Annotated in this window: 17 protein-coding genes and 1 tRNA gene; 10 read left to right on the top strand and 8 right to left on the bottom strand. The window is 65.4% G+C overall.

Annotated features, from left to right (window positions below):
• Positions 1-72, top strand: a tRNA-Val gene (locus ACSMFO_RS16575).
• 52 nt (positions 73-124) lie between these two features.
• Here the strand turns inward: ACSMFO_RS16575 and ACSMFO_RS16570 are convergent.
• The 5 genes from ACSMFO_RS16570 to ACSMFO_RS16550 form a co-directional block, all read right to left on the bottom strand.
• Positions 125-1360 (bottom strand): tyrosine-type recombinase/integrase, encoded by a 1236-nt coding sequence (locus tag ACSMFO_RS16570; protein ID WP_436459394.1) that lies wholly within the window; start codon positions 1358-1360, stop codon positions 125-127.
• A 188-nt stretch (positions 1361-1548) separates the two neighbouring features.
• Positions 1549-1860 (bottom strand): helix-turn-helix domain-containing protein, encoded by a 312-nt coding sequence (locus ACSMFO_RS16565; protein ID WP_436459393.1) that lies wholly within the window; start codon positions 1858-1860, stop codon positions 1549-1551.
• Between the two features lie 177 nt (positions 1861-2037).
• Positions 2038-2493: an XF1762 family protein gene (locus ACSMFO_RS16560; RefSeq protein ID WP_436459391.1), complete on the bottom strand. Its 456-nt coding sequence runs from the start codon at positions 2491-2493 to the stop codon at positions 2038-2040.
• Positions 2494-2671: 178 nt separating this feature from the next.
• Entirely contained in the window at positions 2672-3556 is an 885-nt protein-coding gene (locus tag ACSMFO_RS16555; RefSeq protein WP_436459390.1) for a DNA methyltransferase, read from the bottom strand.
• Complete coding sequence (locus ACSMFO_RS16550) at positions 3549-4364, bottom strand: hypothetical protein (protein WP_436459389.1); 816 nt, start codon at positions 4362-4364, stop codon at positions 3549-3551. Before ACSMFO_RS16550 ends, ACSMFO_RS16555 begins: the two co-directional genes overlap by 8 nt.
• 490 nt (positions 4365-4854) lie before the next feature.
• Here ACSMFO_RS16550 and ACSMFO_RS16545 point away from each other — a divergent pair, with 490 nt between their 5' ends.
• The 9 genes from ACSMFO_RS16545 (at position 4855) to ACSMFO_RS16505 (ending at position 16947) form a co-directional block, all read left to right on the top strand.
• Complete coding sequence (locus tag ACSMFO_RS16545) at positions 4855-5832, top strand: hypothetical protein (RefSeq protein ID WP_436459387.1); 978 nt, start codon at positions 4855-4857, stop codon at positions 5830-5832.
• A gap of 59 nt (positions 5833-5891) precedes the next feature.
• Entirely contained in the window at positions 5892-6218 is a 327-nt protein-coding gene (locus ACSMFO_RS16540) for a pilin (protein WP_436459386.1), read from the top strand.
• 370 nt (positions 6219-6588) lie between these two features.
• Complete coding sequence (locus ACSMFO_RS16535) at positions 6589-8385, top strand: hypothetical protein (RefSeq protein ID WP_436459384.1); 1797 nt, start codon at positions 6589-6591, stop codon at positions 8383-8385.
• Entirely contained in the window at positions 8382-9539 is a 1158-nt protein-coding gene (locus ACSMFO_RS16530) for a PrgI family protein (RefSeq protein ID WP_436459383.1), read from the top strand. Before ACSMFO_RS16535 ends, ACSMFO_RS16530 begins: the two co-directional genes overlap by 4 nt.
• Complete coding sequence (locus ACSMFO_RS16525; RefSeq protein ID WP_436459381.1) at positions 9536-11434, top strand: VirB4 family type IV secretion system protein; 1899 nt, start codon at positions 9536-9538, stop codon at positions 11432-11434. Before ACSMFO_RS16530 ends, ACSMFO_RS16525 begins: the two co-directional genes overlap by 4 nt.
• Positions 11435-11494: 60 nt before the next feature.
• The gene (locus ACSMFO_RS16520; RefSeq protein WP_436459380.1) at positions 11495-12328 is read left to right on the top strand and encodes a GP88 family protein; all 834 of its coding nucleotides are present in this window, start codon (positions 11495-11497) and stop codon (positions 12326-12328) included.
• Positions 12329-12365: 37 nt separating this feature from the next.
• Positions 12366-14864 (top strand): type IV secretory system conjugative DNA transfer family protein, encoded by a 2499-nt coding sequence (locus ACSMFO_RS16515; protein ID WP_436459596.1) that lies wholly within the window; start codon positions 12366-12368, stop codon positions 14862-14864.
• A gap of 136 nt (positions 14865-15000) precedes the next feature.
• Positions 15001-15966, top strand: coding sequence for a replication-relaxation family protein (locus ACSMFO_RS16510; RefSeq protein WP_436459378.1), 966 nt, complete (start codon positions 15001-15003; stop codon positions 15964-15966).
• Positions 15967-15972: 6 nt separating this feature from the next.
• Positions 15973-16947: a hypothetical protein gene (locus ACSMFO_RS16505; protein ID WP_436459377.1), complete on the top strand. Its 975-nt coding sequence runs from the start codon at positions 15973-15975 to the stop codon at positions 16945-16947.
• A 508-nt stretch (positions 16948-17455) separates the two neighbouring features.
• Here the strand turns inward: ACSMFO_RS16505 and ACSMFO_RS16500 are convergent.
• From ACSMFO_RS16500 to ACSMFO_RS16490, 3 genes are read right to left on the bottom strand one after another with little or no spacing between them, the layout of a single operon-like run.
• Positions 17456-18748, bottom strand: a complete 1293-nt coding sequence (locus ACSMFO_RS16500) for a methyltransferase domain-containing protein (protein ID WP_436459375.1) — start codon at positions 18746-18748, stop codon at positions 17456-17458.
• The gene (locus ACSMFO_RS16495) at positions 18745-19563 is read right to left on the bottom strand and encodes a hypothetical protein (RefSeq protein ID WP_436459373.1); all 819 of its coding nucleotides are present in this window, start codon (positions 19561-19563) and stop codon (positions 18745-18747) included. The genes ACSMFO_RS16500 and ACSMFO_RS16495 overlap by 4 nt, the downstream gene beginning before the upstream one ends.
• Positions 19563-20954 (bottom strand): alpha/beta fold hydrolase, encoded by a 1392-nt coding sequence (locus ACSMFO_RS16490; protein WP_436459372.1) that lies wholly within the window; start codon positions 20952-20954, stop codon positions 19563-19565. The genes ACSMFO_RS16495 and ACSMFO_RS16490 overlap by 1 nt, the downstream gene beginning before the upstream one ends.
• Positions 20955-21135 lie beyond the last annotated feature (181 nt).

Here is a 21135-nt window from a genome sequence, read left to right as displayed (position 1 = left end):
GCGCGATTAGCTCAGCGGGAGAGCGCTTCCCTGACACGGAAGAGGTCACTGGTTCAATCCCAGTATCGCGCACAATCTGTTTTCGCAGGTCAGAAGCCCTGCTCCTCCTCGGAGGGGCGGGGCTTCAGTCGTAAAAAGGCGATGAAAAGGCGATGGCCTTCGGAGCCGTCTCCAGCTGCCCATCACGGAACGTGGCGTGCAGGTGCGGGAACCACTCCCCCAGCTTCGTCCGCTCACTCGGGGTGAGCGCGACAAGCGACCCGATCCACCGGGTCTCCAGCGCTTGCAGAATCTGTTGACGCATCAACGGAGTCACGTGGTCGTAGACCCTCGCGATGCCCTTCATCTTCTGTCCCAGGCGTGCCCGCCGAGCGACTTCTGGGATTCCGTCCTCGGCGAGCCAGGTGTTGTGGCTATGCCGCCCCTCGTGGAAGGTGAAGGTCGGCAGGATCGGCTGCACCACTTCCGCAGACCGCGTGTGCTCTGCATCACTGCCGTCCCAGACCGGGCGCCAGTAGCGGTTGCGGAAGTTCGACCGCCGCAACGGTGCGCCCTCTGCGCTGCAGAGCACGAACGGAAAGCAGTGGCTGTCCATCAGCTCTTCGTAGAAGACCGCGATGCTCGGCGGCAACTCGACGCTCCGCGTACCTGCCGGGGTCTTGGTCCGGCCCTTCTTCGCTCGGCCGCCCTGTCGTCGCGGTGTCACCGGGCGAGTCGGCCGCGGCCCGAGATCGGCCAGCCGTGAGGTGTCGATCCTGCGGCCACCTTTGAACAGCCGGCCGCCGATCTCTTTCAACGGCTCACGGATCTGGATCGCCCGCGCTTCGTTGTCGTACTCGTGCCGCTGCTGACCGACCAGCTCTCCCCAACGGGAACCGGTGTAGAAGTCGAGCAACCCGAGAACGAACCCGGCGAGGCCGAGGCCGCTCTCGTAGAGACGCATCGACGCACGCAGCGCCTGCACCGGAGTTGCGACGAGCTTCTCGACCTCGAACTCGCCCGAGGTCACCCGGATCCCGGCGCACGGGTTCGCCGGGATCTTCCTCGCCTTGACCGCGGCACCGAGGATCGTGGAGAACAGCGAGAAGATCGACGCCACCGATGAGTCGGCGTAGTCCTCGTGCAACTCCGAGAGCCACTTCTCGATCTCGACGTAGCTGTTGAAGATTCCGGCCAGCGGCCAGGACGACCACTGTGGGAGCAGATGGTTGTCCAGAAAGGACCGGTACTTCGCCGATGTCGTCGGCTCCAGCCGCGGGCCGACCGCGTCCATGAACTCTTCGGCGAATGCGCCGAACAACATCTCTGCTTCCCGCGGGTCCAGCCACAGGTTGCGCCGGATCAGCGCCTCCTGCTCCACACCCCACGCCTCAGCGGCCTTCTCTGAGTTGAACCCGGCTCGGCTCCCCCACGTCCCGTCAGGACGTTTGAACCGAGCACGCCACCCTGGCGTACTACCGCCAGTCGGTTGCGCATAGGCCATGTCGAACACACTCTCTTCCTAGGTGACTCCCGGATCAGCCGGGACTGAACAGAACGGCCGACGGCTCACGCCGCACGCATGCCACCGCGATACGGACGCACCTCGCTCTTCGTCAACTGCACGATCTCGGCGACGTCCTCCCGACTGAACCGGTAGTGCTTGCCGAACCGGCGATGCGGAAACACCCCGGCCGCAGCGCGATCCTTCAACGTCCTCGGAGACAAGCCGAGCAACGCACCGACGTCCTCTGCCGTCAGCAGCGCAGCGGGATCGCGCGGCGTGCGCTCCGCCAAGGCGCGGACCGCGCTGGCGAGCTCCCGGATCGAAGCCGCCAACGCCGCACCGCCATCGACGGAATCCAGCGCGGAAGTGCTCACACGCGGACTGTCGTCCGTCACAACATTCACCTCCTCCAGTTATGCGCACAGCACGGTTCAGCAACGGATCAGCTGATGAGACGCGGTAGCGTCAGCCGATCGCCAGCTGTACCAGCTGAAACAGCTGGCGCACAAGGCAATCCTGAGCGAATCGGACGACCTACCCGATCACGTGAGCTACCGGTCCGCTCGGATCTCCCACCGCGTCCGCCGGATCCCGTCGACACCGCGCGACTCGCGCGGTCGCGACACAGTGGACCAACCCGGCCGCGGCCGAAGATCGGCGACCGGATGGAAACCGGCCGCGCGCAGACTCGCGCCGCTCTCACCGTCCTGCGTGTAGGTGATCAGTCGCCGAAACCCGAGTGTCCGAGCGACGCGCCACGAGACTCCGTACAGCTTGGAGTTGGCGTTCCGGGCCCCGGTCGTGCAGGTGCGAGTCACCTCGACACTCACCCCGTCATCGAGGTGACGGGCAACCGGGCGCCCGACGATCGCCACACCGACGAGCTCGGTCTCGTGAGCGACACCCACGGCGAACTTCATCCCACGCGGCGGCCGATGATGCCGGTGATGCGCAGCGATGAAATCGCACGCCTGGCGAAAGGTGACCGGAACGATACTCAAACCCACTGCGGCACCTCCGATCCGTCCCGGCCGACAGAACTCGACGGATCACAGTGGAAGGAGCAGGCGCCGTCTCGGCCGGGGCCGAGTCCGACCTCACCGCGGCTGGACATGTCGCTGGTGTCCCCAGTGGACGGTCTCTCGCTCCGATACTTAGAAGAGTCACCGAGCATCAGGAGCACCCCTACGCCGCATTCGATAGGACACGTGCCGTATCACCCAGCCGCGCCAGCCCACGGCGAGCGAGCAGTGGCGGAACTGGAAGCGCAGTCACTCGGCTCCCGGCTTCAGGATCGGCGCGAAACACGAGTGCGGTGTGGTGCGCGGGCAGTGCGATGGGGTGGCCGAGAGCGCGTTCCGCGTGAGCCACGGCGCGGCGTTCGGCAGCCGTGGCGTGCGTGCGGACCCGGCGCTGACGAACGTCAGCGATCAGCGCGACACTGCGCGCCACCGGTGCAAGCCCGACGGCGGCGCCGATGGCCGTGATCTGGCTGGGAACGTCGAGCAGTTCGTGCCCGGCCGGATGCCGCTCGGGTGCACAGGTGACGACGACATACCCGCCTGGGCGCACCAGGTGCCGGTACTGCGTCAGCAGGGTGTTCAGCCGCTCAAGCGCCGCCGTGAGGTCGCCGGCCGGGCCACGGCGCAGGGTGGTCAGCAGGAGGTCGATGCGGCCAGTCAGTCCCGCCGTTGCCGCGGCGGCAGCCGTGCCGGGACGTCTGTCGAGGACGAGAACCATCCCGTCGACGAATACACCGCGCGCCTTCATGGCGGTCACGTTCGCGCGGGCCAGGCGCCACCATCGACGTTGTCCGGTGAGCCCGATCGCATGCCGCTCGCAACGCAATGCTTCGACGACGGTCGTCCCGGCTCCGCAGTCCGGATCGAGCACCACCCCACCGGGCGGGGTGAAGACTTCGATGGCGTACCGGGCAATGTCCGGAGCCATCAACGCGGAGTCAGTGCCGGTGGCGTCGTGGTAGCCGCCCTCGTTCAACTGGGTTGCGACACTGGCCGTCCCGGTCGGCCAGACCGACGTCAGAACCGGGCCGCCTGGCTGGTCAAACATTCGCGACCTCCGGCCGGTCGGCCGCGTCCGCCAGTCGTCCAAAGAGCACGAGGTCCTGGTGAGCCCTGTGCGACGGCAGCACGCCGCGGACCGGCTTGGCGGCTTCCGGGGTGACCGGTGCGGTGAGCACGGCGATAGCGTCGAGACAACTCAACCCGCGCTTACCCAGCGTGTCCACGATCTGCGCCTGAGGATCAAGCAGGCGCCCGCCACGAGTTTCACTGTGTGTGATGACGGCGGCCAGTCCTCGCGGAGCGAGGAGCACGCCCAAATCGGTGTGACCGAGCCAGTCGGTGGAGAGCGGATCGACAGCGGTGATGATGAGGTCGAATCGACCCCGCGGTCGGTGCACGGTCCGCCGGCGCAGGCGCGGCGAGTCGGTGTCCGGTTCGGTGACCGGGCCGAGCTCCGGCCGCCTGAGTCCGGGTCGCGACTCGGACTCAGTTCGGTCAAACGGGGCCGGACGATTGTCATCGCCGAGGTGCCCGTGTTCCGGCGCGGCGGTCGCGGTGTCGACACCGCGACCGAGCCGGGTGACAGTCCAGACCGCTTCGTCGAGTCCGGCGTAGACGGTGGTGTCGCGGGTCCGGTCGGAGACGAACCGCGATGCGCGCATCGCGGTCGGCGGGGTCAGAAGGAGCACGCGGTCGCCGGGACGGGTGTAGGTCCTGACGAGAGTGAGGATCGTGCGTCCAAGCCAGCCGGCGAGCAGCGCGGTTCCGGGCAACTGCTCGGCGCCGGCGAAGGGCCAGACAGTGGTCAGACGCGTCGCGCGACCGCGTCCGACAGCGGGCGGACGGAGGCGCACCCTGCGCCGGTGGTTACTGCCGTGCACCGGTGTCGGCGTTCGCCGTTGGGGCGGTCGGTGCCAACCTCGCCTCGGCTCATCGTGAGGTGTCGATGCCATGGGTTACCCCTCCTCGTGGCGTGGTCTGCTAGGTCACTCCAAGAGGCGGGTTTCGAGCCCGTTTTTCGACACCGAAATCGACACTTCTTCAAAACTGGTCGACGGCATTCCAGCTGGACCCAATCGACCAGTCCAGGTCCTGGGTTTCTCAGATATGTCGACCAGACGTTTTTTGCTTATCTGGCCAGAAGCGTGACTACGATCAGACTAAGGATCACTTAAAACCCCAGTTCGGCGGCCACATAGGCATGGCGAAGGCAGTGCTCCGCCAACGCTCACTCGCCGGCCTGAATCCTTTCAGCAGCGATCTTTTAATAGCTTTTCTTGTTCTTTTCTTGTCGCCACTCCGGCTTCCTGACGGGGCAATTCCGCTACCGGACAGGAGCAGGTGATGACAAGAGAATGGTTGCCCTTGGACACGGCACGCGATGCCTTCGGTTGGCTGGTGACCGGGCCGGAACCGATGGCGCTGCACGGCTCGAAGTTCGCCGGGTTGCCGCGGCGGCCGGTGCCGTTGGACGAGTTGCGGGACCGGGTGATGAGCAAGCAGTGCCCGCCCCGCACCCGCGATGACGTCTGGGCGCATCTGGTGCTGCAGTCCCGTGCCCGAGGCGGCGCGTGGACGGTGGCGTGCGTCGGGATGGCACTACCGTCACTGGCCTCGAGCGCACGTTGGCTGGCGGCGCGGTATCGCGGTGATCGCGCGGACGTGCACGCTGCAGTTCTCGCCGGGTTCATCCAGGCGCTTACGACGGTGGATCTGACCGATCCGGGCATCGCGGTCCGGCTGCATTTCGCGGCCCGCCGCGCCGGGCAGGCGGCATTGGAAGAGTCTCTCGACGCTCCGCTGCCCGCTGGCTCGGGTTATCGCTCCACCGCGCCGAGGCCGCCCTACGGGCACCCGGACTTGGTGCTCGCGCGGGCAGTCGGTGAAGGGATTCTCACCCCCGCCGAAGCGGAGTTGATCTCGGCGACGCGGCTCGGCGAAGACTCGATGACCGAGTGGGCACAGCGCCGCGGGACAGCGCTCAAGACCGCGTTCAAAGCCCGCGACCGGGCCGAAGACCGACTCGTCTCGTGGCTGCGCGATCAGGCGACGGACCCCTGCTCCGAGGACCCGGTCGCGGACGCGGCGCTGACCGCATTGGCCTGCGATGCCGGTGAAGTTCCGGTCGAGGATCCTTCGCAGTCATCACGCGCTGTGAGCGGACGTCTGCGCAACGGCAGGCAGCCGGGCCAGAAGAAATCTTCACGCTCGGTGTCGAAAAACGACCCGAAATCCGGCCTCTTGGGGCGCGGGGAGACCACACCCGGCTCTCCGCGTACCGCCGAACACGAGCCGACTTCGGAGGTGCGCCGATGCGCATGACACCCCCGCCACCCCTTCACCACACACCACGTCCGAGCACGCGCCCAGTGGCGCGGCCGATGATCCGCGGCGCGCTCGTGACCGTGAGCGCGGTCCTGCTGTGTGGCGCAACCATGGATCCAGCGCAGGCGGCCACACACGTCGTCGCGCTCGCGACCACCGTCGATCAGGTCTTCACCAACATCCGCAACTGGCTGGTCGGGATCTTGGCGGGTCTGGCGACGGTGTTCCTGACCGTCGGCGGTGTTCGATACCTGCTGGCCGGTGGCGACCCGGGTGAAACGGAGAAGGCGAAGTCAGCCTTCCGCAACGCTGCGTGGGGCTACGGATTGGCGGCGCTGGCACCTCTCGCCGTGGAGATCCTGCGCGGGATTGTCGGGGCCTGAGGCCATGGCCACGTCCCGTCGCAGCCCCACCCTCACCTCCAGTCGCAACGAGGCCGACACGCGCGTGGCGGTCCGCGGACGCATCCTGCTCAGTCCAGGCAGCCCGGACGGGACCGGCCGCCCACGGCGTCGCCTGCTGCGCCTGCTTCCGCTCGGCCTGGTCGTGGTGCTCGGCTGCCTTCTGGCGGTCGGAGCGTGGGCGGCGCCGGAGACTTCACCACCCTCCGGCGTTTCGCAGGTCACGGCGGCGCAACAGCAACCCGAGCTCCCTCTGCCTCTCCCGACCGTCGCACCGGGTGAGACATGCGCACCGGGTTCACCGGACCCGACCTGTCATTTCCCGACTGGGTCGCCGCGGCCGTCGGTTCCTGTGACTCCGCTGCCGCCGATCACCGAACTGCCGCCGCCGGAGAGCTGCTTTCCCGGCCAGATCGGCTGCGCACCCGGCGAACCGGGCACGGCTCCGACCACCAGCTCCGGCAGTCCCTGCGTCGGTGAAGGGTGCATCCCGCAACCCAGCTCCCCCGCGCCGTCCACGCCTCCGGGGCCGACCGGGCCGGGCGCCGACGGTGACGATCCGGACTGCGGGATCACCAACATCGAAGGCTGTATCAGCAAGGCCATCAACGCGGTGTTCCGCGAGCTGGTTAAGTCCGCGCTCGACCCGCTGCTGAAACTGCTGGGCGACACCGCGTTCAGCACGCCGACGCTGGATTCGCTGCCCGGCGTGACGAACCTGTGGAACAACTCCTGGCTGATCGTGCTGGCCTGCTACAGCGGTCTGATCATGATCGGCGGGATCATCGTGATGTCGCACGAGTCGGTCCAGAGCCGCTATTCGATCAAGGAGATCGCGCCCCGTCTCGTCATCTCCTTCATCGCCTCGATGCTGTCGCTGTTCGTCATCGACAAGGCGATCCGGCTCGCGAACGCGCTGTCGACCGCGGTGTTGTCCGGCGGGGCGGATCCGCCCAAGCTCGGCGACAACCTCACCCAGTCGATCAACGGCACCTACTCCGCGATGGCCTCCGGCGGGCTGTTCGTCATCCTGCTGCAAGTCGTCCTGGTCATCGCGGTGATCGCGCTGCTGCTGGTCTACGTGGTGCGGGTGATCATCACGCTGCTCCTGACCGTGTCCGCCCCGCTGTGGGTCGCCTGCCACGCCCTTCCCCATACCGACGGCATCGCCCGCTGGGGCTGGCGGGCGACCGGAGCGACGCTCGGTATCCAGGTAGTCCAATCGCTCACGCTGATCGTCGCGGTCAACACCTTCCTCAACGGCAGCACGAAACTGTTCAGCTCTCTCGGCGGCGGTCTGATGATGCTCTTCGCCGTCCTCGGACTGCTCTACATCCTCATCAAGATCCCGTCCTGGTTTCTCTCCGCCACGAAGCTCGGCGGGGGCGGCCGCTCGTTTCTCGGCGGCCTGGTCAAAGCCGTGATCGCCGCGAAAACCTTCGGCGCCATCGCCGGTCGCTCCGGCGGGTTCGGCGCGTCCCGCGCAGCCGGCATCGCCACCACATCCCGCGGCCGCGGCGGGGAAGGGCGTGCCCGTGCCGCCGACCCGCCCTGGCCGCCGCAACCGCGGCTGGCTCCGACTCCGGAAGCGGTGAACAAGCGCGTGCAACAGCAATACGACGCCGAGCGGCTGCTCGCCGCCCAGCACCCCCGCGTCCCCTCGCAAGAACCGAAGTTCCTGCAACCGGGTCCGCAAACCACGACGCACGACCCCGCCGTCAGCCCCACTCCGTCAGGTCCGCCGCCCAAGCCGAAGTTCAGTTCGACGCCCCGGCCCGCCGTTCCACTCCCACCGCCTGGAGATGGTCGGCGGCACGTGACGAACCCGCGGTTCCAGACAGCGAATCCATCACACCGCCAGGGGAACGGGCAGGCGCCCGCGCGGCCTGTCAGTGTCGCGGCGGTTCCGCCGCACTTGCGGTTCCAACCCGCCGCACAGGAACCGAGCCATGTGTCCCGGCCAGTCACGCCCGCGACCGCGACTCCGTCGGCGCCGGTGTTCCGGACCCCGCGTCCCGAGCCCCGTTCCGCGGACGCCAGACCGCGCACTGCAGCTGCTCCCCCGGTCGCGTTCCGCGCACCAACTCCACCGCCGGCGCCCCCAGCACCCGCGCCGAAGCCCTCGTCCCGTGGAGGTAACAAGCCATGACACAGCCCGTGCGCATACCGTCCGATGTGGATCGAGAGGACCGCGTCCTCGCCAACCTCACCGCGCGGCAGCTCGCGATCCTCGCGGTGACCGGGATCGTCCTCTACGGCGGATGGACGCTGGCGCGCGGCGCGGTGCCGCTGCCGGTGTACCTGATCATCGCCGTCCCGATCGGGGTCGCGGCCGCGGTGCTGGCCCTGGGGCAGCGCGACGGTATGAGCCTCGACCGGCTCGTGCTCGCGGCCATCCGGCAGCGCATGCAGCCGCGGCATCGGGTAGCCGCGCCAGAAGGTGTCCGTCCCGCGCCCGAATGGCTGACCAGTCAGGTCGCGGCGAACGACGACACTGGCGCGGCGGACGGTTCGCAGGTGTCACCGGCCGCGCTGCGGCTGCCCGCGGAAGGGGTCACCGAAGCCGGTGTCATCGACCTCGGGCCCGACGGCGTAGCCATGGTCGCGGTCGCCAGCACCGTGAACTTCGCGCTCCGCACCCCCGGCGAACAGGAAGCGCTGGTCGCGTCGTTCGGCCGATACCTGCACTCGATCTCCGCGCCCGTGCAGATCCTCGTCCGCGCCGAGCGGCTCGACCTGAGCCACCAGATCAACGACTTGCGCGAGGCCGCTCCCGGCCTGCCGCATCCGATGCTCGAAACGGCCGCCCGCGAGCACGCGACCTACCTCGACCAGCTGCGCCGCTCGACCGATCTGCTGCGCCGCCAGGTGCTGATCGTCCTGCGCGAACCGGTACGCGCGGCCGGTCCGACCGACGGGCTCGGCGGCGCATCACCGCTGGCTGCCCTGCGCGCACGCCGCCACGCCAACCGGAACGACACCGTCACCGAAAGCGCGCTGCGATCTGCGGAAACCCGGCTCGTCCGACGCCTCGGCGAAGCCATCGAACTGCTCTCCCCCACCGGGATCACGATCACCCCGCTGGACGCCGGGCAGGCCACCGCCGTCCTCGCCACCGCCTGCAATCCCGACACCCTCATCCCGCCGTCGGCCGGGCTCGCCGGCGCAGACGAGGTGATCACCACCGCCGCCGAACCCGAGGACGAACCACCCCTCCGAACCCCGAGGCCCTGCGGGGAGCCCACGCGCCGCGCGGCACCGGAGGCGACAGCACTCGACGACTGGGAGGGCGACGACCTATGAGCAGGAAAACCAGCCACACTCGAGGACGCTCCCGACGAACCGCGGCAACACCGGCGGGCGGGGCGAGCGCGTTCACCCCGGACTCGCTCTCGGTCTCACCGCGCCATCTGGAGATCGGCGGCGAATGGGTCGCATCGTTCGCGATCACCGGCTACCCGCGCGAAGTGCATGCGGGATGGCTTCAACCGCTGCTGTCCTATCCCGGACGTGTCGATGTCTCACTGCACATCGAGCCGATCGACCCGGTCACCGCCGCCAACCGGCTCAAGCGCCAGCTGTCCAAACTGGAATCCGGACGACGGCACAGCAACGAGAAGGGGCGGCTGCTGGACCCGATGGTCGAGGCCGCCACCGAGGACGCCTACGACCTGTCCGCCCGCGTTGCCCGCGGCGAGGGAAAGCTCTACCGGTTCGGCCTGTATCTGACCGTGCACGCCACCAGCGAACCCGATCTCGCCGAGCACGTCGCCGCCGTCCGGTCGCTCGCGGCGTCGCTGCTGATGAACGCTCAGCCCACCACCTACCGGTCGCTCCAAGGCTGGGTCTCGACCCTGCCGCTCGCACTGGACCTCATCGGCATGCGCCGCACCTTCGACACCAGCGCGCTGGCCGCCGCGTTCCCGTTCACCTCGCCCGATCTTCCGCCCGCCGACCCGACCAGCGTCGCCGCACCGGACGGGGTGCTGTATGGGTTCAACATCGGCAGCCAGGGCCTGGTGCACTGGAACAGGTTCGCCGCGGACAACTACAACAGCGTCGTCCTCGGCCGATCCGGCGCCGGGAAAAGCTACCTGGTCAAACTCGAAGCACTCCGCTCGCTCTACCGGGGTGTCGAAGTCGCGATCATCGACCCGGAAGACGAGTACCGCCGGCTGTGCGAGGCGATCGGCGGCACCTACATCCACCTCGGCGATCCCGCGGTCCGCATCAACCCCTTCGACCTGCCGATCGCGACGCGCCCGGACGGGCGCCGCACCGCGCCGAAGGACGCGCTGACCCGACGCGTTCTGTTCCTGCACACCGTGATCGGCGTCCTGCTCGGCATGGAACTGTCCGCACACCAGCGGGCCGTGCTCGACCGCGCGCTCCTCACCACCTACAAGAATGCCGGGATCACCAGCGATCCCCGGACCTGGAGCCGTCAAGCCCCGCTGCTGGCCGACCTGTCCGCGACCCTGACCGGCTCCGGTGATCCGGTCGCGGCCGACCTCGCGTCTCGGCTGCATCCGTTCGTCGACGGCGCATCCGCGGCGATGTTTTCCGGGCCCACCACTACCAGGCCCGAGGGCCACCTGACCGTGTTCAGCCTCCGCGACCTGCCGGACGAGCTGCGCGCGATCGGGACCCTGCTCACCTTGGACACGATCTGGCGGCGGGTCTCCAGCCCCGCTATCCGGCGGCCGCGGCTGATCACAGTCGAGGAGGCGTGGCTGCTCATGCAGGACCCTGCCGGGGCGCGGTTCCTGCACCGCATGGCCAAAGCCGCCCGGAAACACTGGGCAGGCCTGACCATCGCGACACAGGATGTCGGCGACGTCCTCGGCACCGAGCTGGGCAAGGCGATCATCGCCAACGCCGCCACACAGATTCTGCTCCGCCAAGCCACCCAAGCGATCGACGACATCGTGACGACGTTCAACCTGTCCGACGGGGAAAAACAGTTCCTCGTCTCCGCGGACAAAGGACAAGGCCTGCTCAGCACCGGGACACAACGAGTCGCCTTCCAAGCCCTGGCCTCGCCCCAAGAAAACGCCCTCATCACCACCGACCCGGCCGAGCTCGCCGCGTACGCCGACCCCGGCGACAGCGCCTTCGTCGACCTTGACGGCATCGATACCGCGGCGACGTTCGACGACGACACCGACCGTCACATCGACCTCGGCCCCGCCGCCTGACGCTAAGCGCGCTTAGCCGCTCCTTTTCCTTGCTCCTGCTTGCCTTGTGTGAGGTGCTAAATGTCTTTACCTGGCAAGAAATTAGCTAAGGCCGGCCGGCCCGCACGGCTGCTGACGCAGAACCGGGCGATGCGCGCCATCGGCGTCTGGAACTGGACACTGCCCGCGCTCGCGGCCCGGCTACCGGACGGACGAACACAGGTGACCTGCCCCGCGGCCTCAGCCTGCGCGCAGATCTGCTACGCCCGCAACGGAACCTACCGCTTCCCTGCCGTGAAAGCCCGCCACCAAGCCAATCTCGCCTTCGTCCTCGACGACCTGCCCGGCTGGGAAACGGCCATGATCCGTGAACTCTCAGCGCCGCGGTTCACCGGGAAGTTCATCCGCGTCCACGACGCCGGAGATTTCTTCGACGACCCCTACACGCTCGCATGGTGCCGTGTCATGCTCGCCTGCCCGGACGTGACTTTCTATGCCTATACCAAGGAAGTCCTTCGATTCAAGCGGTTGATCGAGCCGGACCCGCCCAACAACTTCCTGTGGGTCTACAGCTACGGCGGCAAGGAAGACGCCCACATCGACCCCAGCCGCGACCGGGTCGCCGACGTCTTCCCCGACACCGATGCCATCACCGCAGCCGGATGGTCCTCGCAAGAAGCGTCCGACCTGCTGGCCGTACTCGGCCCGCGGCTAGTCGGGGTACCCGCGAACAACATCCCGCATTTCCTCAAACGGATGGACGGGCGGCGACTGTCGGAATGGCAGGCCGAAATCGACGCCGACCGTGCCCGCAAACGACGTCGCCACCTCCGGCTCGTACCCGGCACAGGATCAGCCACCACGACACCGCTCAGCCGTCCGTGCGCAGCAGACATCGATCGTCGCGCTGCCTGAGATTACCCGAGCTTTCCCAGTGCAGGACGGAGTTCTGATGTCTTCTGCCCGATCCGTGACTACTTATGCGGAGGCGTTTAGCTCTCCGTTGCAGGACTATCTCCGCGATCCCGGAGGTGCGATGCACGCCGTGCTCGCCGCGGTGCGAGACGCCGCCGTGTCGTGGGGACCGATCGCCGGTCCCGCGCTCGCGCTGGCCTGGACCGGCGCCGTCCTCGGCCGCCGGTGGTGGATGCGACGACGCCATGACCGGATGGCCGCCGGGGCCCGGCTGGTCACGGTGCTCGCCCCGCCCACCGTGGACCCGGGCGGGGCCGAGGCGCTCTTCTCCAACCTGGTCGGGCTCTTGCGGCCGGGCTGGAAACGCCGGATCCACGGCCAGCCGCACCTCGTGTGGGAGTACGTGTTCTCCCAGGCCGGTGTCGCCGTGCGCGTGTGGCTGCCGGGGATCGTCCCGCCCGGCATGGCCGAACGCGCGATCGAGGCGGCCTGGCCCGGCGCCCACACCCGGACCACCCCGGCCAGACCACCGATCCCGGAATCCACGCCCGCGGGAAAAGCCGTCGAGGTCATCGGCGGGGAAATGCACCTGGCTCGCAGCGAGGCGCTGCCGATCCGCTCCGAATTCCCCGCCGACCCGGTCCGTGCACTGCTCGGCGCGCCGGTAGGGCTGGCTGCCCATGAACGTGCCGTCGTGCAGATCCTCGCACGCCCGGTCACCGGCTCCCGTGTCCGCAAGGCCCGCCGAGCCGCCCGCCACGTCCGCACCGGAAGCTCCACGAAGCTGGCCGGGCGTCTTCTGGACCTGATCACCCCGCATGCAGGGGGAAGTAAACCCCGCACTAGCGCGACGAAGCCGGTAACCGATCGCCAGACAGTCCTGGAGAACTCCGCTCAAGACCGTGTCATCGTGTCCAAGCAGCGCGGTTCGCAGTATGAAACGCGGGTCCGGTACGCCGTGGCCACATTGGTCGACGAGCACACGCCCCGCACGGAGCGGGCTCCGGTGCGGGAACACTTACGCGGGCGCGGACATGCGATCGCCTCGGCGTTCGCGGCCTACAGCGAGCACAACTATTACCGCCGGGGCCGGCTCCCGCACCCGATCCAGGCGCTGGCCGAACGGCGTTTGACATCAGGCGACCTACTCTCGATCGCTGAGCTGACCGCGCTGGCACACGTCCCCACGGACGAGGCCGTGCCCGGTCTGCAGCGCGCCGGAGCGAAAGCGGTCCCGCCACCACCAGGGATCGCCACCGAAGGCCCCGGGGTCAAGCCGATCGGGATCACCGACTCCAGCCACTCCCGACGGGTGGGCCTGCGCGTTGCCGACGCCCGCCACCATGTACACATCCTGGGCGCCACCGGTTCGGGCAAAAGTGAGCTGATGGCGCGGATGATCCTCGCCGACGCCGACGCCGGCCGAGGACTGGTCGTCATCGACCCCAAGGGCGACCTGGTAGCCGACACGCTGATGAGGTTGCCTTCCCGGCTTGGGACGAAGGTCGTGCTCTTCGATGCCGACAGCCGCTCCCGCCCACCGGTGCTCAACCCTCTCGAGGGGGACGATACCGCTCGCACCGTGGACAACCTGGTCTCGATTTTCTCCCGCGTGTACGCCTCCAGCTGGGGTCCACGCACCGAGGACATCCTTCGCTCGGGCCTGCTCACCCTCCGCGAACTGCCAGGCACGCCCACCCTGACCGACCTGCCGAAGCTGCTCACCGTGCCCGCCTTCCGGCATCGTGCGCTCGAACAGATCTCCGACGACGTCCTGACCGGGTTCTGGACCTGGTACGACGACCTCTCCGACGCCAGCCGCGCGCAAGTCGTCGCGCCCTTGATGAACAAGCTCCGCGGCCTGTTGCTGCGCCCGTTCGTACGCGCTTCTCTCGCCGGCGGCGGGTCCACCGTGGATATGGACGAAGTGCTCGACGGCGGCATCTGCCTGGTACGCCTGAGCAAGGACGCGCTCGGGATGGACACCGCACGGCTGATCGGGTCGATCATCGTGGCCCGGACGTGGCAGGCCGCGACCCGGCGTGCCCGGATTCCGCAACGCGACCGCCGCGATGCCTCGCTCTACATCGACGAATGCCACAACTTCTTGAACTTGGCCTATCCGATGGAGGACATGCTCGCCGAAGCACGCGGCTATCGGATGTCGATGACGCTCGCGCACCAATATCTGCGCCAGCTCCCACCCGAGCTGGAAGAAGGAGTCAGCACCAACGCCCGGTCGAAGATCATTTTCTCAGCGTCGCCCGAAGACGCGCGCCACCTGGCCCGGCACACCGCTCCCCGGCTCTCCGAACACGACCTCGCCAACCTCGGCCGATTCCACATCGCCGCGCGGCTGGTGCTCGACAGCGAGGAAGTACCCCCGTTCACCGCGGTCACCGAGAAGCTTCCACCCGCGATTCCGGGGCGTTCCAAGGAGATCCGCAGGCTCGCACGGGTGAATACCGAGCCCCGGATGCCGTCAACCGTCGAAATCGTCCGGCCCGCGGCGCTCGATCCCCGACGCGCGGCCTGACACGCCGCTCGCTTTTCCTTTTGCCGCAGGGCGTTTCCGGCGCGCTGTGTATTTGGAGGTGCCCGTCACGATGGTCAGCAATCCCACTTCTCAGCGACAGCTGCGCTCGCAACGGCCAGAACGTCCCGTGGCGCGCGTGCTCAACTCCGTCGAGCACCACGCCTGGCTGGCCCGGCATCTCACCGACCGCGATCGGTGGCTGTGTCGGATGCTGTTCGAACACCACGTTCTCACTAGCACTCAGATCATCGACATCGCCTTCACCGGCCGGCGTGCCGCGAACCTGCGTCTGCGCAACCTCTACCAATGGGGTGTGGTGCACCGGTTCCAGCCACACCGCGACCGCGGCTCGCACCCGATGTACTACGTCCTCGACACTGCCGGGGCAGTCGCCCTCGCCCGCGAAGCCGGCATCGACCCGAAGGAACTGGGCTACAGCCGTGAGCGCGAAATCGGGCGCGCCTTCTCCTTGCAGTTGGCCCACACGGTGGGCTGCAACGGCCTTTTCACCGCCCTGATCCGCCGAGGACGTGAGCCTGGGGCCACCGGCATGCTCACCACGTGGTGGTCCGCTGCCCGCTGCGGCCGGCACTGGGGCGACATCGTCACCCCGGACGGCTACGGCCGCTGGCGCGAGGGCAACCGAGAGGTCGAATGGTTCGTCGAGTTCGACTTCGGCACCGAGCAACTCTCCCGACTGGCGGCCAAGCTGGCTCGCTATGAACGCCTGGCCGACGCCACGGGGATCACCACTCCGGTGCTGGTGTGGATGCCCAGTGCCGCGCGCGAGTCCAATGCGCGCAAGGCTCTGGCCGAGGCGCTCAGAGGGCTTCACCAGGCCGCGCGTGTGCTGGTGGCGACGACAAACGGCGAAGCCAACGCCAATCCACTCGACATGGCCGCGCCCCGCTGGCGACGTGTCGACGAGCTCGGCGCCACCAGCCGGGTAGCCCTTGCCGACCTGCCAACGCTCTGGCCCAGTCTCCGCACACCGGCGCCGACGGCCCCGCTCCAGGCGAGCCAAACGTCCGCGATTCCGCGGTCGGAACTCGCGCCCCCGTCCCCCATACCGCCACCCGACAGCAGCGGTCGGCGAAGGTGAGCGGGCATGGGCAAGATCGTCGGCACGAGCGTGACGTTGGTCCTGGTGCTCATTCTCCTCATCGGCGGCGGCGCGATCGCCGTCGTGCAGACCGTGTTCGGCTCCACAGGCAGTGACTTGAACTGCGCTCCGACAGGCACCACTCTCGCGACGGCGGGATACGGACCTCAGGAAATGACCCATGCAGCAACGATCGTCGCCGTCGGAGGCCGTATGCACGTCCCCGAACACGGCTGGGTCGTCGCCATCACGACCGCGCTCACCGAGTCACGGCTGAGGAACCTCGACTACGGCGACCGCGACAGTCTCGGTCTGTTCCAACAACGCCCGTCCATGGGCTGGGGAACCCCGGATCGGGTCATGGACCCCAGCTACAGCAGCGAACAGTTCTACCGCCATCTCCTGGCAATACCGAACTGGCAAAGCATTCCTGTCGCCGAAGCCGCTCAGCTAGTACAGCGCTCAGGATTCCCGGACCGATACGCCCACTTCGAAGAGACAGCCCGGCATATCGTAGCCGCCGTTCACGGCGCCACATGCACAACCGGCACGCCGGGCCGGCTACGCACCGAGTGGCCGCCCGAGCAAGCCACCATTCCCGATCCCACCAGCGGCGGACGCATCACTCCACGCACCCTGCAACTCGTGCAAACACTGCGCACCAACGGCATGACCGGAAACGGGCTCGGCTGCTTCGCACACCGACCAGCCAACCCGAACTCCGACCATCCACAAGGCCGCGCTTGCGACATCATGTTCAACCCCCGGAGCCAGTCATCAGTAGCCGAAGGATCGCAAATCGCGAACTGGCTCATCGCCCACCAGACGGACCTGGGCATCCACTACCTCATCTGGCAGGGCAAGTACTGGTCAGCGGACAACCCAGCTTGGGGCGCCTACCGATCCAACGCGTACGGCTGTCCCGATCCCAACAACCTCACAGGCTGCCACTACGACCATATTCACGTCTCGATGTATTAGAAGGACGCGAGATCTGCACCGCAGTGAGATACGCTATCAATATGGCTGATTCTGTACTAGTCGCCACCAGCGTCGTCGACCGGATTCATTCGTGACATGCGCGGCTCGATGGCAGCGATTGGGACTGCTACGCTGCCACCACGACACCCGCTTCCGACCGCCGCGTCACCTCCCGATAAACGAAGGATGGGAACGCCGATTACGTAATTCCTCTCTCATGCATTAGCCGGTCGGCGGCGACACCAGAAGACATCGGGCGCGCGCCGCAATGCCGGGCCCGGGCGGACGACCGGACGACCGGACGACCGTCAAAACTACGGCAAAGCTTCCTCGCACAAACGGGCCAAGGTCAGACGAGACGCTACCCATGGATTCCGCGAGCTCGACACTGCCGAATGCGATGGCTCGGACGAACCCGGTCAAGATCATGGCAGCATCATGGATCACCAGCCGCCGCCTACGGCCTGGTTACACAAAGACGGGAATGCGTCCAACAACAAACCTCGCCTCAAGAGGATTTGCGCGCCTCCAGAATATGCAAAATATTTGAAACATGGGACAACATGGGGCGATTCAGCGGATACACGAACGTCGCCTTCGCAACCTCCGCGTACTCCTCAGTACTGTACCACCTGCCACGGTTGTCGATCGAACCTTCACTCTTGGGCAGCTCATCAACTTCCGCTACAACAACAATCGACAAGAATCGCAAACGACCTCGGGTTATCACGACCTGCCATGGATACAAGCTCTCTGTTGTTATTCCGCGCTCTTCCCTAATAGCATCACGCACACGCTCTGAAGGATAGATGAACCTGCGCACTTGAAGTCCGGCTTCCTCGGCAACTTCTCGCGAAGCAGCCGCTTCTATCGACTCGACACCTTCCACATGACCTTGAGGAAATTCAACCGATCCAAAAAACTCCGGCTCCTTTACACCAGACGCACGCCGCTCCTGAACATAAACACACAGGCCGTCCACAGTCCATTTCACGGGAACCACCGAGACAACCAAGGACGGCTGCGGGCGAAAGCCGGATGGACGCATCGAAATTACAGCCCAAGAAATGGGCATCGCCAACTGTCCAGACTGGACGTCGAAGCCTACCGCCTGCGCCGCCTCAGGCGGATCAGCTATCAGATCCGCAAGCTTCTGCTGCGCTTCCGGCGGAATAGAACCAGAGCGGGACAGCCACTCTTTTACTGGCTGATGATAGGTTCGACGAAGCTCTATGCAGGAAAGTACGTCGAAACCCAGAGCACGCATTTGACCCTGCAGTCCAGCGGTCGTCTCGACCCTCATTTTTAGCGGGTTCCTGACACGCTGAACCCGTTCGTACCAACTTGCAGCAGCACCTTCGTAGTCTCCGAGAACCTTTTCCGCGACGACCGAGAATCCGTCTGGGCGCATCACGCGACCCATCTCAGCCAGGGTCAAATCAAAATCCACATATCCCATAATTGAACGCGCAGCCACATAGTCAAATGAAGCGTCTTTAAAAGGCAGAGCGCCCGAGTCGGCCACAACACTTTGACCAATCGTGTTCAGACTAAGCATGTCTCGCGAAAGATCTGCAACCACCCACTCACTCGGATACCTATCCGCGCCGTACTTGGCGACCATCCCTGTGCCACCACCAAGATCCAGACAAAGCGGCCCTTCTCGAAGCTGTGGGAGAACCCGAAAGACTTCTGTCAACAACCGTTCGTCGTGAGCCCACGTGGTGTAATTGACATAGGCTGACGCCCTCACCGCAAACTGTGAAGCCAGTTCGCTCCGGCGCGCTGAATTGAGATTCATGTTTTGCCGACCCCCTTTGCGTACTGCACCCGATGCTCTGCAGCGGTCAACTGGGAGCGGTTCAACAGCCATTCGCGAACGCCTTGAAAGTTGGGCGATTCAGGATTTAACCTTACACAGAAGTTCTCCGGGCCTATGAAGTCAGCCTTCTCCTCCGACCAAGTGTACGGCCCCCAGTGGAGGACTGAATCACCTATCATGTATGCATAGTACTGCGGATCAGTCGCATAGTACTCTGTGGCGACACGGAGGGTCGACCTAGAATCTTTTGATAATGCCAGACCTTCAAGTTCGACTGCAAGGCTCCTCACAAGGCTAGCGTATGACTGGTTCCTGCGCTTCTGATCTTGTACCGACAGCTGGCCGGGAAGAATTCGTGACGCCACGAACTCTGGATCTAGGCACTGTATAGCCACCCTTACATGCCCCTCGACTCGCCCCTGCCGAAGGTCATCCATGAGCTCTCGGACTATGTCCGACATAGACCTAAGTCGTCCTCCAACCATCGTCAACTGAAGCGGCCGGCTCGCCGTGGTTCCACGAAGGCCGTCCTCTATGTCTCGGATAATAGTTCCTCGCGCGGAGCGCATATTTGGATGAACCAACTCGCGACCTACCGCTGGCGCGAGGTTCACTTTAAGTTCTATGACGGTCCATACAACCGCGTTCGCGACAGCGAATGCAAATAGTGGCACATACTCCCTAAGAGGAATAATTATCCAGAATACGGCCATGCACGTCAGAGATATACTCGCGACTATCACATTCCAGTTTCGCTTAACGTATCTGTATGCACCGACGATCCAGTCTTCCACTAAACCTCCAAGTGCCAGCCAGGATGACATTTAGCAGCGAGATCAAGCAGGGAGGCAAACAAAGAGACTTTGTCAATCGTAGCCGTAAAGTTGTGGTCACCTTTGACCGTCATTGTCTTTGACTTGTGACTCCACAGGACAGGCGCACTTGGGTCGAGGTAAGTGTCTGAATCTCCCACCACCACCGCATCGAATCTTGCGTCTCGGCTGGCTTTCTGCAATAGGCTTGCATAATCCGACTTAAACCGGACACCATTCCGGATCGCTATGGAGCGCTCGAGGCACCTGCGGTCGTCGGCATTTATCCTTCGAAGCACCTCGGCAGCCGTTGTTATCGGCGCCAAGGCGATTGTGTGACATGGAACGCCTATGCGATCTCCAACAGCTGCCGCAACAGTCGCACCCACACTGTGGCCGATCAGTATCGCGCGTCTAACCTTAAGTGCACGCGCGACGCTAACGAGTGACTCGACATCGCCTTCATAGCTTCTCGGCAAGGGTACGGACTCCCCGGAACCAACAGGGTCGTATACAGTTGAGCGATACCCTGCAGCCGAGAGTTGTGCAGCAATAGTTGAGTATAGGTTGTAAGGACCCGTTCGGTTATTGCCGAAGAGTCCCGGAACAATGATCACGTCTGCCGTACGCCGAAAGTACGCTGCTTCCCATGTCGTATAGGCAATATGCCCCTGGCCGTAATCTGCTAGCTTGGTGACATTTGCTGGCCAAGTCCTGATCGCCGATGCGGTGCCATTGGACGACTTTTCGAGTTTAACAATACGTCCACCACCGTTTGGCAAGGCTAAATCAAGATAACGACCAGTTGACGGGTACGTACGGTGCAGCGCCGCATGCACCATCAGCAGAGTGGATCGAGTTAACATTAAGACTGCTCCCGACAGAGCACTTCCCTCGACTGCCCACCATTTGCGTATTCTAGATTCGAGACTTTGCATTGATTCGGCTTCTGGAATTTGAAGCCGGGTCGCGTCCGTAATCCGCAAACGGAACTGCTCGATTCTGCTCGCAATGCCAGGAAAGCGATCCTCGACTTGATCCGCACTCAGTCCATCGAGAATACCCATACTGTACGGCTGAAGTCCCAGCGGGCGACCGATTGGAATGCCGAGTCGGTCGGCAAGCAGCGCAGCAGACTTGGCGCAGTACGCTACCGGCGCCGGCCGTACGCTGACAGGGCGGTATCCGGAATCCTCGATACTCCGCGCTAGCGCCTCAACTTGCAACAGACCTCGATCTGTCAGATCTTGCATGGTCGTAGTTCCGTGAATGTTGAGGCTGTTCTTCTGCACTTCAAAATGACGGGCAAGTATCACCGTTGCCTGCGGTGATGAATTCGACACATGCACCTCACTTGACGAGACATCGGCCACGCCCTACCTGGGGGATCGAGCGCAGTACGCCGTCTGTTACTGTCTGTGTAAGAAGTACTTCAGATGGCCGAACATCGCCAACACCCTCGTCACCAGGTTGCCGGCAATCAATCCCCGTACGGCCGCGATCTTGCCCAGCGCACGTTCAAGGGCGTCGACGAGCTTCGCAACGAGTACATGC

Source organism: Amycolatopsis sp. w19, assembly GCF_051373225.1.
GTDB classification, from domain to species: Bacteria; Actinomycetota; Actinomycetes; order Mycobacteriales; family Pseudonocardiaceae; genus Amycolatopsis; species Amycolatopsis japonica.
Note: the sequence above shows the minus strand (reverse complement) of the source record. Positions and strands in the feature narration are given on the sequence as shown.

Excerpts from the sequence above, each read along its gene's own strand:
- ACSMFO_RS16555 (WP_436459390.1), bottom strand. The coding sequence starts at position 3,556 with ATGTTTGACCAGCCAGGCGGCCCGGTTCTGACGTCGGTCTGGCCGACC.
- ACSMFO_RS16545 (WP_436459387.1), top strand. The coding sequence starts at position 4,855 with ATGACAAGAGAATGGTTGCCCTTGGACACGGCACGCGATGCCTTCGGT.
- ACSMFO_RS16540 (WP_436459386.1), top strand. The coding sequence starts at position 5,892 with ATGATCCGCGGCGCGCTCGTGACCGTGAGCGCGGTCCTGCTGTGTGGC.
- ACSMFO_RS16530 (WP_436459383.1), top strand. The coding sequence starts at position 8,382 with ATGACACAGCCCGTGCGCATACCGTCCGATGTGGATCGAGAGGACCGC.
- ACSMFO_RS16525 (WP_436459381.1), top strand. The coding sequence starts at position 9,536 with ATGAGCAGGAAAACCAGCCACACTCGAGGACGCTCCCGACGAACCGCG.
- ACSMFO_RS16520 (WP_436459380.1), top strand. The coding sequence starts at position 11,495 with ATGTCTTTACCTGGCAAGAAATTAGCTAAGGCCGGCCGGCCCGCACGG.
- ACSMFO_RS16515 (WP_436459596.1), top strand. The coding sequence starts at position 12,366 with ATGTCTTCTGCCCGATCCGTGACTACTTATGCGGAGGCGTTTAGCTCT.
- ACSMFO_RS16505 (WP_436459377.1), top strand. The coding sequence starts at position 15,973 with ATGGGCAAGATCGTCGGCACGAGCGTGACGTTGGTCCTGGTGCTCATT.
- ACSMFO_RS16500 (WP_436459375.1), bottom strand. The coding sequence starts at position 18,748 with ATGAATCTCAATTCAGCGCGCCGGAGCGAACTGGCTTCACAGTTTGCG.